Annotated in this window: 21 protein-coding genes; 3 read left to right on the top strand and 18 right to left on the bottom strand. The window is 42.5% G+C overall.

Annotated features, from left to right (window positions below):
- Window positions 1-370: 370 nt before the first annotated feature.
- From rplQ to BIZ38_RS09455, 18 genes are all read right to left on the bottom strand, one after another.
- Window positions 371-772: a 50S ribosomal protein L17 gene (gene rplQ / locus BIZ38_RS09540; protein ID WP_004589197.1), complete on the bottom strand. Its 402-nt coding sequence runs from the start codon at window positions 770-772 to the stop codon at window positions 371-373.
- Window positions 773-811: 39 nt separating this feature from the next.
- Complete coding sequence (locus BIZ38_RS09535; RefSeq protein ID WP_004589198.1) at window positions 812-1,798, bottom strand: DNA-directed RNA polymerase subunit alpha; 987 nt, start codon at window positions 1,796-1,798, stop codon at window positions 812-814.
- A gap of 24 nt (window positions 1,799-1,822) precedes the next feature.
- A complete protein-coding gene (gene rpsD / locus BIZ38_RS09530) occupies window positions 1,823-2,443 on the bottom strand; it encodes a 30S ribosomal protein S4 (protein ID WP_036974007.1) in 621 nt (206 codons plus the stop codon).
- 21 nt (window positions 2,444-2,464) lie between these two features.
- On the bottom strand, window positions 2,465-2,851 hold the full coding sequence (gene rpsK, locus BIZ38_RS09525) for a 30S ribosomal protein S11 (RefSeq protein ID WP_036974009.1): 387 nt from the start codon (window positions 2,849-2,851) through the stop codon (window positions 2,465-2,467).
- 13 nt (window positions 2,852-2,864) lie between these two features.
- Window positions 2,865-3,221: a 30S ribosomal protein S13 gene (gene rpsM / locus BIZ38_RS09520; RefSeq protein ID WP_036974011.1), complete on the bottom strand. Its 357-nt coding sequence runs from the start codon at window positions 3,219-3,221 to the stop codon at window positions 2,865-2,867.
- A 128-nt stretch (window positions 3,222-3,349) separates the two neighbouring features.
- Window positions 3,350-3,463, bottom strand: coding sequence for a 50S ribosomal protein L36 (gene rpmJ / locus BIZ38_RS09515; RefSeq protein WP_002959476.1), 114 nt, complete (start codon window positions 3,461-3,463; stop codon window positions 3,350-3,352).
- Between the two features lie 22 nt (window positions 3,464-3,485).
- Window positions 3,486-4,814: a preprotein translocase subunit SecY gene (gene secY, locus BIZ38_RS09510; protein ID WP_036974013.1), complete on the bottom strand. Its 1,329-nt coding sequence runs from the start codon at window positions 4,812-4,814 to the stop codon at window positions 3,486-3,488.
- Window positions 4,815-4,824: 10 nt separating this feature from the next.
- A complete protein-coding gene (gene rplO, locus BIZ38_RS09505) occupies window positions 4,825-5,259 on the bottom strand; it encodes a 50S ribosomal protein L15 (RefSeq protein WP_054554386.1) in 435 nt (144 codons plus the stop codon).
- A gap of 4 nt (window positions 5,260-5,263) precedes the next feature.
- Window positions 5,264-5,446, bottom strand: coding sequence for a 50S ribosomal protein L30 (gene rpmD, locus BIZ38_RS09500; protein WP_016710201.1), 183 nt, complete (start codon window positions 5,444-5,446; stop codon window positions 5,264-5,266).
- A 3-nt stretch (window positions 5,447-5,449) separates the two neighbouring features.
- Window positions 5,450-5,956 carry a 30S ribosomal protein S5 gene (gene rpsE, locus BIZ38_RS09495; RefSeq protein WP_036974018.1) on the bottom strand — a complete coding sequence of 169 codons (507 nt, stop codon included), beginning with the start codon at window positions 5,954-5,956 and terminating at the stop codon, window positions 5,450-5,452.
- A 9-nt stretch (window positions 5,957-5,965) separates the two neighbouring features.
- Complete coding sequence (gene rplR / locus BIZ38_RS09490) at window positions 5,966-6,316, bottom strand: 50S ribosomal protein L18 (protein WP_036974021.1); 351 nt, start codon at window positions 6,314-6,316, stop codon at window positions 5,966-5,968.
- A gap of 9 nt (window positions 6,317-6,325) precedes the next feature.
- The gene (gene rplF / locus BIZ38_RS09485) at window positions 6,326-6,859 is read right to left on the bottom strand and encodes a 50S ribosomal protein L6 (RefSeq protein WP_054554387.1); all 534 of its coding nucleotides are present in this window, start codon (window positions 6,857-6,859) and stop codon (window positions 6,326-6,328) included.
- Window positions 6,860-6,872: 13 nt separating this feature from the next.
- Complete coding sequence (gene rpsH / locus BIZ38_RS09480; RefSeq protein WP_054554388.1) at window positions 6,873-7,265, bottom strand: 30S ribosomal protein S8; 393 nt, start codon at window positions 7,263-7,265, stop codon at window positions 6,873-6,875.
- Between the two features lie 21 nt (window positions 7,266-7,286).
- The gene (gene rpsN, locus BIZ38_RS09475; RefSeq protein ID WP_054554389.1) at window positions 7,287-7,592 is read right to left on the bottom strand and encodes a 30S ribosomal protein S14; all 306 of its coding nucleotides are present in this window, start codon (window positions 7,590-7,592) and stop codon (window positions 7,287-7,289) included.
- A gap of 10 nt (window positions 7,593-7,602) precedes the next feature.
- Window positions 7,603-8,142, bottom strand: a complete 540-nt coding sequence (rplE, locus tag BIZ38_RS09470) for a 50S ribosomal protein L5 (RefSeq protein WP_058586187.1) — start codon at window positions 8,140-8,142, stop codon at window positions 7,603-7,605.
- 16 nt (window positions 8,143-8,158) lie between these two features.
- Entirely contained in the window at window positions 8,159-8,473 is a 315-nt protein-coding gene (rplX, locus tag BIZ38_RS09465; RefSeq protein WP_054554391.1) for a 50S ribosomal protein L24, read from the bottom strand.
- 10 nt (window positions 8,474-8,483) lie between these two features.
- Window positions 8,484-8,852: a 50S ribosomal protein L14 gene (rplN, locus tag BIZ38_RS09460; RefSeq protein WP_010378257.1), complete on the bottom strand. Its 369-nt coding sequence runs from the start codon at window positions 8,850-8,852 to the stop codon at window positions 8,484-8,486.
- A gap of 275 nt (window positions 8,853-9,127) precedes the next feature.
- The gene (locus BIZ38_RS09455; protein ID WP_187490166.1) at window positions 9,128-11,071 is read right to left on the bottom strand and encodes an AsmA family protein; all 1,944 of its coding nucleotides are present in this window, start codon (window positions 11,069-11,071) and stop codon (window positions 9,128-9,130) included.
- Between the two features lie 230 nt (window positions 11,072-11,301).
- On the opposite strand from BIZ38_RS09455, the gene BIZ38_RS09450 reads away from it, so the two are divergent.
- From BIZ38_RS09450 to BIZ38_RS09440, 3 genes are all read left to right on the top strand, one after another.
- Window positions 11,302-11,721, top strand: a complete 420-nt coding sequence (locus BIZ38_RS09450) for a hypothetical protein (protein ID WP_054554393.1) — start codon at window positions 11,302-11,304, stop codon at window positions 11,719-11,721.
- A gap of 8 nt (window positions 11,722-11,729) precedes the next feature.
- Window positions 11,730-11,930 carry a helix-turn-helix transcriptional regulator gene (locus BIZ38_RS09445; RefSeq protein ID WP_054554394.1) on the top strand — a complete coding sequence of 67 codons (201 nt, stop codon included), beginning with the start codon at window positions 11,730-11,732 and terminating at the stop codon, window positions 11,928-11,930.
- 151 nt (window positions 11,931-12,081) lie between these two features.
- Entirely contained in the window at window positions 12,082-13,248 is a 1,167-nt protein-coding gene (locus BIZ38_RS09440; RefSeq protein WP_187490165.1) for a hypothetical protein, read from the top strand.
- Window positions 13,249-13,525: the final 277 nt, after the last annotated feature.

The following is a 13,525-nucleotide window of genomic DNA, read 5'->3' as shown; positions in this document are numbered from 1 at the left end:
AGGGAGATCCGAATTGAGATCAACTGTTTTTTGAAGTTTTTATGAAAAAAATGACTGTTCGCGCAAAATACGAACGAAACGGGTAAAAATAGCACTAAATTACTCGTATTATGGCTATTTAGGCAGTGTTTTTTATAAATGAGCTTGTATTTAAGTTGTATAGAAGGTGATTTTAACTATAAAAGAACGCGAATTGATCTTTATATGTGATCTTAATTGCTAGGTGCTGGGTGCTAGGTGCTAGGTGCTTCAAGATTGCATGGTAATGTTTAGGGTTGATAGAGCTGTATTATTGAGAGTGAATTTTTAGTAGTGAATTTTAGAAAGTAAAAAGCCGAGCATAAGCTCGGCTTTTTGGTGTCTTTACGACTTACTCTGCAGACTGCGCGTCTTCTTGAACTTCTTCGTTTGTCGCTGGGCGACCAACTAGTTCAATATAAGCCATTGGTGCATTATCACCAGCACGGAAGCCACACTTAAGAATACGAGTGTAACCACCAGGACGGTCTGTATTACGTGGACCGATTTCGCTGAATAATTTACCAACTACTTCATTATCACGCGTGCGAGCAAACGCTAAACGGCGGTTTGCTACACTGTCAGTCTTAGCCAGTGTGATTAAAGGTTCAATTACACGGCGCAACTCTTTAGCTTTAGGCAAAGTTGTTTTGATGATTTCATGTTTCACCAAAGAACCAGCCATGTTGCTGAACATCGCTTTGCGATGGCTGCTGTTACGGTTTAATTGACGACCACTCTTACGATGGCGCATGACCCTATCCTTCTAACTAAACTAATATAGTGATTTAGATTATTCAGCTAGGCTTGCAGGCGGCCAATTTTCTAGGCGCATACCTAGAGAAAGACCACGTGAAGCTAGCACGTCTTTAATTTCAGTTAGAGACTTCTTACCTAAGTTAGGCGTTTTAAGAAGCTCAACTTCAGTGCGCTGAACTAAATCACCGATATATTGAATTTGCTCGGCTTTCAAACAGTTTGCTGAACGTACTGTTAGCTCAAGATCATCAACTGGACGAAGCAGAATAGGATCGAATTCTGGCTTCTCTTCTTTCTCTTCTGGCTCAGTTACATCACGTAAATCTACGAATGCATCTAATTGCTCAGCTAAGATAGTAGACGCACGGCGGATCGCTTCTTCAGGATCTAGAGTGCCGTTTGTTTCCATATCAATGATTAACTTGTCTAAGTCTGTACGTTGCTCAACACGGGCTGATTCAACCGAGTACGCAATACGTTCAACTGGGCTGAATGATGCATCAAGCAGCAGACGACCAATTGGACGCTCATCGTCATCAGAGGATAAACGACTAGATGCCGGCACATAACCGCGACCGCGCTCAACACGAATACGCATGCTGATCTCGCTGCTATCTGTCGTAAGGTGACAGATAACGTGATCTGGGTTGGCGATAGTTACATCACCATCGTGCTGAATATCAGCCGCAGTCACAGGGCCTACACCAGATTTAGTCAGGGTCAGAAAAACTTCATCTTTGCCTTCTAAAGTTACTGCTAGACCTTTAAGGTTTAACAGAATTTCAATGATGTCTTCTTGTACGCCCTCTTTCGCGCTGTACTCATGCAATACACCGTCGATTTCTACTTCAGTTACTGCACATCCAGGCATAGATGATAACAGTATACGGCGTAAGGCATTACCCAAAGTGTGACCAAAGCCACGCTCTAATGGTTCTAAAACTACTTTAGAACGCGTTGGGTTGATAGCGTCGATATCGACTAACCTTGGTTTTAGGAATTCGGTAACAGAACCCTGCATTTTATCCTCTCTTAACTCTTAACTTTACTTAGAGTAAAGTTCGACGATTAGTTGTTCGTTAATGTCCGCAGACAGATCTGAACGCTCAGGTAGGCGCTTGAAGCTACCTTCCATTTTCTTACCGTCAACTTCAACCCAAGTCGGCTTTTCACGTTGCTCAGCCAACTCTAGAGCAGCGATGATACGTGCTTGTGTTTTTGACTTCTCACGAATTACAACAGTATCTTCTGGAGTAATTACGTATGAAGGAATGTTCACAACACGACCATTAACTAAAATCGCTTTGTGGCTTACTAACTGACGTGCTTCAGCGCGTGTGCTAGCAAAACCCATGCGATATACAACATTGTCTAAACGTTGCTCTAAAAGCTGTAACAAGTTTTCACCTGTATTACCTTTAAGGCGAGCAGCTTCTTTGTAGTAGTTACGGAATTGCTTTTCTAATACACCGTAGATACGACGTACTTTTTGCTTTTCACGTAGCTGTAAACCGTAATCAGATAAGCGACCTTTACGAGCGCCGTGCTGACCAGGTGCAGTCTCAAGTTTACACTTAGAGTCGATAGCTCTTACGCCGCTCTTAAGGAACAGGTCAGTACCTTCACGACGACTCAGCTTGAGCTTAGGGCCCAAATATCTTGCCATGTTATTTCTCCTAACCTATTGTTAAACGCGACGTTTCTTCGGTGGACGACAACCATTATGAGGGATTGGCGTCACGTCAGTGATGTTGGTGATACGGTAACCAGCAGCATTCAAAGCACGTACAGCAGATTCACGACCTGGACCTGGACCTTTGATGAAAACTTCTAGATTTTTTAAACCGTATTCTTGAGCAGCAGTACCTGCACGCTCTGCAGCAACCTGAGCCGCGAATGGAGTAGATTTACGTGAACCACGGAAACCTGAACCACCTGCTGTTGCCCAAGATAGTGCATTACCTTGACGGTCGGTAATTGTTACAATAGTGTTGTTGAAAGAAGCATGAACGTGAGCCATACCATCAGCAACTTGCTTTTTAACCTTCTTACGACGAATTGGTGCTTTAGCCATAATCTACCCCACCTTATTTCTTGATAGGCTTGCGAGGACCCTTACGAGTACGCGCGTTAGTCTTAGTACGTTGACCACGTAGTGGTAACGAACGACGGTGACGTAGGCCACGGAAACAACCAAGGTCCATAAGGCGCTTGATATTTAATGTAACTTCACGACGAAGGTCACCTTCTACAGTGTACTTGCCAACTGCTTCACGCAATACGTCAAGTGTTTCGTCTGAAAGTTCACCGATTTTTGTGGTCTCGGCGATACCAGTCGCTGCTAAGATAGCCTTAGAGCGAGTCTTACCTATGCCATAAATAGCAGTTAAACCGATAACTGCGTGTTTATGATCAGGGACGTTAATGCCAGCGATACGGGCCACTAACACATCTCCTATATTTGAATTTGGTAATCATCTGTTTGAAAAGCCCGTAAGGATACTCAAACGAAGACCAAATCACAACTAAAAACACAGGCCGAGTAAATAACTCAGCCTGCACGACTGTTTAATTAGCCTTGCCTTTGCTTGTGCTTAGGCTCACTGCAAATTACGCGTACTACACCAGCACGTTTAATAACTTTACAGTTACGGCATATTTTCTTAACGGAAGCACGTACTTTCATTGCTCAACTCCGTAAAATGACCTTATCGACCGTAGCCTTTAAGGTTTGCTTTTTTCAGCACAGAATCATACTGATGTGACATCAGATGCGTCTGTACTTGTGCCATAAAGTCCATGATTACAACAACGATAATCAAAATTGATGTACCGCCGAAATAGAATGGCGTTTGCCATGCCATAGTCATGAATTCGGGCACCAGACAGATAAAGGTTATATACAAAGCACCTGCCAATGTCAGGCGTGTCATCACTTTATCAATGTATTTAGATGTCTGCTCACCTGGACGAATACCTGGGATAAATGCGCCAGATTTTTTCAGGTTATCTGCTGTTTCACGCGGGTTAAATACCAACGCGGTGTAGAAAAAGCAGAAGAAGATAATAGCCGCAGCTAAAACCATCGCATATAAAGGTTGACCTGGAGTCAACGTTGTAGCGATTGCTTGTAGCACATCAGCGACCGGACCTTCACCCTGGCCGAACCAGCTTGCAATTGTACCAGGGAACAGAATTATACTGCTAGCAAAGATTGGTGGAATAACACCCGCCATGTTTACTTTCAGTGGTAAGTGCGTGCTTTGAGCAGCAAATACCTGACGACCTTGTTGACGCTTTGCGTAGTTAACGACGATACGACGTTGGCCACGTTCAAAGAATACAACTAGGTAAGTAACAGCGAATACGATTACAGCAATCAATAACAGTACAAGTACATTCAGATCACCTTGGCGCGCCATTTCGGCTGTCGAACCAATAGCAGACGGCAGGTTAGCTACAATACCAACAAAAATCAGAACTGAGATACCGTTACCGATACCACGCTCTGTAATTTGTTCGCCCAACCACATTAGGAACATAGTACCAGTTACTAAACTCACTACAGCAGTGAAGTAGAAACCGATACCTGGGTTAACAACTAACCCGTCCATCATGCCCGGTAAGCTAGTAGCAATACCGATTGATTGGATTGTAGCAAGCACAAGCGTGCCGTAGCGTGTGTACTGGCTAATTTTCTTACGCCCTTGCTCACCTTCTTTCTTAAGCTCTATAAACGGCGGATACATATGCGTTAATAGTTGCGTAATAATCGAAGCCGAGATGTACGGCATAATACCCAGTGCTAACACTGAAGCGCGCTCAAGCGCACCACCGCTGAACATGTTAAACATTTCAACAATGGTGCCCTTTTGTTGCTCGAAGAAATCGGCAAGTACAGCGGCGTCAATCCCAGGGATCGGCACGAATGAACCTAGACGGTAAATAATGATAGCACCTAATACAAATAGTAATCGACGCTTCAATTCCGAAAGCCCACTTTGTGCACTTTTCATATCTTGACCTGGTTTAGCCATTAGTACTTCCTTAGTCTTCTACCTTGCCTCCGGCAGCTTCGATAGCTTCGCGAGCACCTTTAGTCACTTTAAGACCTTTAACGGTAACTGCGCGTGAAACTTCGCCAGATTTAACTACTTTAACGAACTGGATGTTCTTTTTAACTAGACCAGCTGCTTGTAACGCGTTTACGTCTACTACATCGCCTTCAACTTTAGCGATTTCAAAAAGGTTAACTTCAGTAGATACTAATGATTTACGTGAAGTGAAACCAAATTTAGGTAGACGACGTTGCATAGGCATTTGACCGCCTTCGAAACCAACGCGTACTTTACCGCCAGAACGTGATTTTTGGCCTTTATGACCACGGCCACCAGTCTTACCAAGACCAGAACCAATACCACGACCTAGACGTTTCTTTTCAGTTTTTGCACCAGCAGCAGGTGAAAGTGTATTCAAATGCATCGAATTAACCCTCAACCTTTACCATGTAAGAAACTTGGTTAATCATACCACGCACACATGCTGTGTCTTCTAACTCAACAGTGTGATTGATACGACGTAGACCAAGACCGCGTAATGTAGCTTTATGCTTCGGTAAACGACCGATAGAGCTCTTTACTTGTGTTACTTTTACAGTTTTATTAGCCATGGTTTACCCCGTGATTTCGTCAACGCTAAGACCACGTTTAGCAGCGATTGACTCTGGAGAGTTCATGTTCTCTAGAGCAGCAATCGTTGCACGAACGATGTTGATCGGGTTAGTTGAACCGTATGCTTTTGACAATACGTTCTGTACACCAGTTACTTCTAGTACTGCACGCATCGCACCACCGGCGATGATACCTGTACCTTCAGAAGCAGGCTGCATGTATACTTTAGAACCCGCGTGGCGACCCTTGATTGGGTGCTGTAGCGTGTTACCGTTAAGGTCTACACTGATCATGTTGCGACGTGCTTTTTCCATTGCTTTTTGAATAGCAGCTGGAACTTCACGTGCTTTACCATAACCAAAACCTACTTTACCTGCGCCGTCACCAACTACTGTTAGTGCAGTGAAGCTAAAGATACGACCACCTTTAACCACTTTAGACACACGGTTTACCGCGATTAGCTTTTCAGCCAAATCAGGCTGTTGTTGCTTTGCTTCTACGTTAGCCATTGTCTACTCCTAGAATTGCAGACCGGCTTCACGCGCTGCATCAGCAAGCGCCTTCACACGGCCGTGATATTTAAAGCCACTGCGATCAAAAGCAATCTTTTCGATGCCTTTGTCAGCTGCACGTTCAGCAACCGCTTTACCAACTGCTTGAGCAGCTGCAACGTTACCTGTGCCTTTAACTGTTTCGCTAATTGCTTTTTCAACAGTAGAAGCAGCAGCCAGTACAGTACCCTCAGCAGTAACTACTTGAGCGTAAATGTGACGTGGCGTGCGGTGGATAACAAGACGCGTTGTGCCTTGTTCAATGTAATTTCTACGAGTGCGCTTAGCACGACGTAGACGAGCTGTTTTTTTATCCATCGTCTTACCTTACTTCTTCTTAGCCTCTTTACGGCGTACATTCTCGTCCGCGTAACGAACACCTTTACCTTTATAAGGCTCAGGTTTACGGTATGCACGGATGTTAGCAGCTGTTTGACCAACTAACTGCTTGTCTACGCCCTTAACTAGAACTTCTGTTTGGCTTGGTGTTTCAATCGTAATACCTTCTGGTACTTCGAAATTCACTGGGTGTGAGAAACCAAGAGTTAAGTCTAATACTTTGCCCTTAGCTGCTGCACGGTAACCAACACCTACTAACTGAAGTTTCTTCTCGTAACCTTCATGCGTACCAACAACCATGTTGTTGATTAGAGCGCGAGCAGTACCTGCTTGTGCCCATGCATTAGCTACGCCTTCACGAGGTAAAGTTGTAATAACGTTGTCGTTAACTTGTACTTCAACAGCGTCGTTGATTGTACGAGTTAATTCACCGTTTTTGCCTTTAACTGTGATGTCCTGGCCTTTTAATGTAACTTCTACACCGGCAGGAACATTGATTGGTGCCTTTGCTATGCGAGACATAGTTCCCCTCCGATTAAGCTACAAAGCCAATGATCTCACCACCAACGCCGGCACTACGTGCTGCGCGGTCTGTCATTAGGCCTTTAGAAGTTGATACGATAGCGATACCAAGACCACCCATTACCTTTGGTAATTCGTCACGTTTCTTATAGATACGTAGACCAGGGCGGCTAACACGCTGGATGTTTTCAATAACAGCTTTGCCTTCGAAATATTTTAAATCGATAGAAAGCTCAGGCTTCGCTTCACCGCTTACAGCGTAATCTGCGATATAACCTTCATCTTTTAATACTTTAGCTACTGCTACTTTCAGTTTTGAAGTTGGCATCGTTACTGATACTTTCTTCGCTGACTGACCGTTACGGATACGTGTAAACAAATCCGCAATAGGATCTTGCAAGCTCATAGTCTTACTCCCGTGATACTATTACCAGCTAGCCTTTTTAAGGCCAGGAATTTCACCGCGCATAGCTGCTTCGCGAACTTTAATACGGCTCATGCCGAATTTGCGAAGGTAACCATGTGGGCGGCCCGTAACGTTACAACGATTACGTTGACGTGAAGAGCTAGAATCACGTGGTAAAGCTTGTAGCTTTAATACCGCGTCCCAACGATCATCGTCAGATGTATTAACATCACTGATGATAGCTTTTAGTGCCGCACGCTTTTCAGCGAACTGAGCAACTAATTTCGCACGCTTTGCTTCGCGCGCTTTCATAGAATTCTTTGCCATAACCCTACCCTTATTTCTTGAATGGGAAGTTAAACGCTTCTAACAACGCACGGCCTTCATCATCTGTTTTCGCAGAAGTAGTGATTGTGATATCTAAACCGCGAACACGGTCTACTTTATCATAATCGATTTCTGGGAAGATGATTTGCTCACGTACGCCCATGCTGTAGTTACCACGTCCATCAAAAGACTTAGCACTTACACCACGGAAGTCACGGATACGTGGGATAGCGATTGAAACCAAACGCTCAAAAAAGTCCCACATACGCTCGCCACGTAGGGTTACTTTACAACCAATTGGGTAACCTTCACGCACTTTGAAGCCAGCAACTGATTTGCGTGCTTTAGTGATTAGAGGTTTCTGACCAGAGATTGCTTCTAGATCCGCAACAGCGTTATCTAGGATCTTCTTGTCAGCTAGAGCTTCGCCCACACCCATGTTTAATGTGATCTTTTCGATCTGAGGGACTTGCATGACAGAGCTGAAACCAAACTTCTCTTGAAGCTCAGCAACTACTTTGTCTTTATATACTTCATGCAGTTTCGCCATCATTCTACTCCAACTATTAGATAGTTTTACCAGTAGATTTAAAGATACGTAATTTCTTACCATCTTCAATCTTGAAACCTACACGATCTGCTTTACCCGTTTCCGAGTTGTAGATCGCAACGTTTGATACGTCGATAGACGCTTCTTTCTCAACAATACCGCCAGCTTGGTTCAACTGAGGAACAGGCTTTTGGTGCTTCTTGATTAAGTTGATGCCTTCGACAAATACTCGACCAGATTCAGCAACAACTGAAAGCACTTTACCGCGCTTACCTTTGTCTTTGCCTGCTAGTACGATTACTTCGTCATCACGACGGATTTTTGCTGCCATGATAGACTCCTTATAGTACTTCTGGTGCTAGTGAAACGATTTTCATGAACTTTTCAGTACGAAGTTCACGAGTCACAGGGCCGAAGATACGAGTACCAATTGGCTGTAAGTTATCGTTTAAGATAACAGCCGCATTGCTATCGAAACGGATCAAAGAACCGTCCGGACGACGAACGCCTTTTTTAGTACGCACAACTACCGCGTTTTTAACATCACCTTTCTTCACTTTACCGCGAGGAATAGCTTCTTTTACAGAAACTTTGATGATATCGCCAACCGCTGCATAGCGACGGTGCGAACCGCCAAGGACTTTAATACACTGCACTTTGCGAGCGCCGCTGTTATCAGCAACGTCCAGCTGAGTTTGCATTTGGATCATGTTAATGACCTCCGGTGTAGAAATTACAACGCGCCTTAATTTTGTTTAAAATCAAGACATTTCGGTTAAATTCCACTCAAAAAACAAGCAAGTTGTCTCTTAAGGGCGGGCAATTGTAGCAGCAATGGCAAGGAAGTGGTAGGTTATTTTTTAATTAATTTGGAATTAATCGCAATGCTTGCATTGAGGAATTACAGCAGCTTGCTGGTTTGTTATTGATTATAAAACAAACAGGACGCAAATGCGCCCTGTTTTTGACTTTAATTAAATTTTTATTAATTACCAAATAGACCTTTTAATTTGTCTTTGATTTTATCTTTAGCTTTTTCTTTGACTTCTTCTTTAGCCGCATCACTGACATCTAGGCTATAACCAACATCATGGAATGGACCTTTGATACGCAGTGGAATTTTAAAGCCGGTACTGTCATCGGTCGTGCCTTGCCCTTCGATTGAATCAACAATCCCCGTTACCAAGCGATAGTCTACATTCGTCATAGGTAAATCAACTTTACCTGAGCCTGTAATGCGAATTAGCGGGCTAAGTAGGGATAGGTCTTTATTTTCACCAACACCGTTAGTGAATACAAAACTGCCCTGCAATGCCGAGAAGTCTGTTTGCTGTGAGTTATCAAAGCCTGTATCTAAACCTTCTGATACTGCACTCAAGTTACCTTTGATAAGCTCTTTTGCTTTACGAACCATCTCTGCAATGTTGGCCCCTTTTGCCGCACCATCAGCAAACTCAAAGCCTAACTTACCATTTAAAGCATTGATAAAGCTCTTTTGGCTTTGACCTGTGGTCGTTAGATCCCAGTTTAGAGACCCTTTACCCATTAACTTATCGAAACCAGCCGCATCAGTTAGTAATGGCTGTGCATCGATTTTATCTAAAGAAAAGTTAGTACTAATTTTATAAGGTGTTTGCTTGGCGTTAACGGTGATGACACCTTTACCATTGCCTTCATAAGCAACAAACTTATCTAGACTGATTTTTGCCACGGCATTTTTTAGGTTCACCGTTAACTGGTTTTCACCAAGGGTAATATCATTTGCTTGTAAGCCGCTTGAACGCACGACTACATTTGCATCAAGTGCATTTAAGCCGCTCATATCAATTGCAGTATCATCCCAAACAATTGGTTGTGCTGGCGCATCTGCTGCAGGCTCTGCTTGCTCTTCTTTAGCTACGCCCTCTGGTAGGTAAGGGTTTAAATCAAGCATGCCCAAATCAATATCGGCATTCACAGCTAAACGTTCACCAAGCTTAATATCGCTTTTACCTTTAATTTGCAGCTCATCGAGGGTGGCAAGTAGCTCAGTAAGCTTAAACTGCTGTCCTTTTAGGTGCATTGAACCCTTTACATTAAAGGCATTAAACGCATTTTCTTTTGCATTAAGCTCAACACCTTGCCAACTCGCAATATTTTTTACTGAGTCACCACTGACAGAAAGAAGCCCTTGCACGTCATTACCCATTTCTGCAATTGCACCTTTAAAATTTAAATCGACTAAGCGTGAATCAACCTCAGTGCTGACATTAAAGGTTTCGCCTTCAATCGCTTTAACAGGTGTATCTAGCGTCACATCTAAATCAAAGCGCTCACCCATATAGGTAATACCGCCTTTTAACTCTAAGGTCTTACGAAGAGAAGGTAATAAGATTGCTAATTCTAAATCGCTTATCTGTTGCTTTGCCCCGGTTTTACCATCTAGATAAGTGAAAGTACCACCGTAGATTGCTACTTCACCAAGTTCGATATCAAAGTTATCTGGTAAGTTAACAGCGCCAGAACTCTTTTGCTGCTCGGTCTGTGGTTGCTCAGCAACCGCATCAAATAGTTGCCAGTTTGCTTTACCATTTTTATCGGTTTCTAACAAAATCGTTGGTTCGTTAATCACAAATTTATCAAGCTTAAACTCACCGCCAAATAACGACATCCACGGGATACGGATAGCAAGTTGCTGCATGCTTGCCATATCTTTTTGCGAGCCTGTTTGCATATTGGCAAAGTGCACATCATTCAATTCGAGTTTTAATGATGGAAATACCGACAGCTTTTTATCGCCATTAATAGTCAGACTTCGACCTGTGGTTTGTTCTACTTGCTCCGATACTTTATTAAATATCGCGTCTGTAGGTATGAGAAATGGTGCAGCGACTACCAATGCAATCAGTAATACGAAGATGACACCAACAATTTTCAGTAAGGTTTTCATAATCATCCTTAAAAATGGGCAAACAATGTTCATATCATAGCGGGAGTTAGGCGCAAATGCATTGCCCAACACACAAAAAGGTTTGTAAACAAGCTTAGGTACAAGAATATGAATCAGCGCTGAAACTTTTTGATACCTGTAGGTTACAAAAAGATCTTGACCGTATGATACCCTAGGGTTACATTGATACCTGTAGGTTACATTTGAGTTTAAAATAAAAGGAAACGATTATGTCTAAGCAAGATATCAAAACGGAAGAAAAGTTTATGAGTCATAACGCATGGTTTTCAATATTCATGGGAGTCACGTTATTAATTATTAGTGTTTACCCAATGCTCAAGCAAACATCAGTATTTTTACTGTTTATTGGTGTTGCCGCATTTTTAGGATCTTTCTTTATGTTTGTGATTAGAGGGGGATTTACATGGAAACTTGGTTATCGCCTTACTTATAAGGATGAATTTTTAAATACGATTGATACCATCGCTTATAAACATGTTGTGCTTGGATTGCTTTTTAGCATGGGGGCTATTTTTTTATTGTCTGATGAACTTGCTTTAAATGTATCTCATAGCATGATGGCCACATTTTACCTTGCCTTGATGTGTTTGATATATGGCGTATCAATTCTTTGGCAAAGTAGAGACTAGGTATAAAAGTGCAAAATAATATCGCTAAATTCCGCAAAGAAAAGGGATTATCGCAGCAAGAACTTGCTGATGCCATTGCAGTATCACGTAAAACCATTAGCACAGTTGAAACAGGCCGCTTTATACCCTCGGTGATTATCGCGTTAAAAATTGCTGCTCACTTTGAACTCAGTGTTGAGCAATTATTTACACTCGATGACAATGATTAATAAACCACGTCAGTCGCAATCTTACTTATAAATTATCAGTAAGATTGCATCATTTCATTACTTCGGTATGATGCACGACCCTGTTGTTTTTGCACCCTGTGTACTAAAATTAAACAACCCAATTTGGTCAAAACTGGAGTATCGATTAAGCATGAAGAAACTGCTTATTTCACCGTCAAAAATGGCGCTTGGCGAGCAAGAAAGTCAAATTTATCAAAATATCCTCAAGCAAGCCTCTGATATCAGCTTAAACCTAATGGCAGTCAAAGTAGAAAACCACCCTCAAGACTTTTTAGGTTGGTGCTATGAGCTATTAAGTGCAAGCCGCGATCGCATTAACTACGATCTGTTAGAAGATAAGCAATTACCCACTCTTAAAAAACTTCATGACTTATTAATTTCTGCAATCAGCTTTTTGCAGCTAAAAACATTAAGGGTTGCGCCATGGCCTGTTATTGCAGGCTTCATCGAGCAGCATAAAGAGCTTGTAGCCCTTGATGAGCAACTACGCTTAGCTAAGTACATTGCTGCAATTAAATCGCAATCCCTAAAAGAGATGATCCCAGAAGACCGTTTAGCGTTTTCAGGTAAACACAGTGCCTCGCTTGATCCAAGTAGCTATAACTTCGACGTTGAATGGTTTGCTTCTACTAAGAACGCGAAAGGTTTCCACCAAATGTTGAGTGATTTACCAGGTGCGTTCGATGAGGCGCTTGCACACATTCCACTTGAGGGTGAAGTAACGCAAGAACATTATCAGCATTTTATGGTTGCTTACTTCATGGCGTTTAATGGCAGCGATGAAAAGCCAACGCTTGCTCCTGCTACTCGCTTGCTTGCGATGCGCCGACCTGACGTGTTTACACCAATCGTAAATAGTAAACTTGATGCCCTTTGTGCGGCATTAGGTATTACTAAGCTTAATAACCGTGATTTTGAGCGCTACTGGCAAGATGTTATCGAAGCAATACATAACATGCCTTGGTTCAAAATGGCCAGTGCAGCAAATGAGCTTGAACAATCTCTGGTTGAAATCAAAGCCCTATTGCCTAGCTTCTTTTATTATGCAGATAAAAGTACCGCTGATAACTCAAACTATATTAAGTTGTTAAACAAACCTAAGAGTACCACGAGCTCAGCAGGTAAAAAGACCGTACGCCGTGGCAAAGAATCAGCTGAGATACTGGTAGACCGCGCACTAGCAAGTGATGATATCCCTGAACATATCAAAGCTAAGCGCGATTCAATCATCAGTGAAGTTGAAAAAGGCCGCAGTGTTGAAGAAACCATTAGTCTAATGCGTGCAATTTTCGGCTAAGTTACTCTCAAATAAGCAAAACCCGGTTGCTTCGCAATTGTGCAACCGGGTTATTTTTTGCACCACACATGTGCGCATGAACAATTCAAATAACTATCCTTTTCACAATTAAACAAGTTTAAAAGCCTGTTTTTAAAGCCTTTAAGCATAAAATATCCCGTTAGAAATTAACTTGGCACAACCAGTGCAATATCGTATCCAGACAACACATAGAAAATGTCCTCAAATAATAACCAGACTGCAATCTGAAAATGGGACAAAATCAACATAACAACAG

Origin of the sequence: Pseudoalteromonas sp. BZK2, assembly GCF_014349195.1 — a bacterium.
In the GTDB taxonomy this organism is placed as follows: domain Bacteria; phylum Pseudomonadota; class Gammaproteobacteria; order Enterobacterales; family Alteromonadaceae; genus Pseudoalteromonas; species Pseudoalteromonas simplex.
This window is presented reverse-complemented; position numbering and strand designations above follow the sequence as displayed.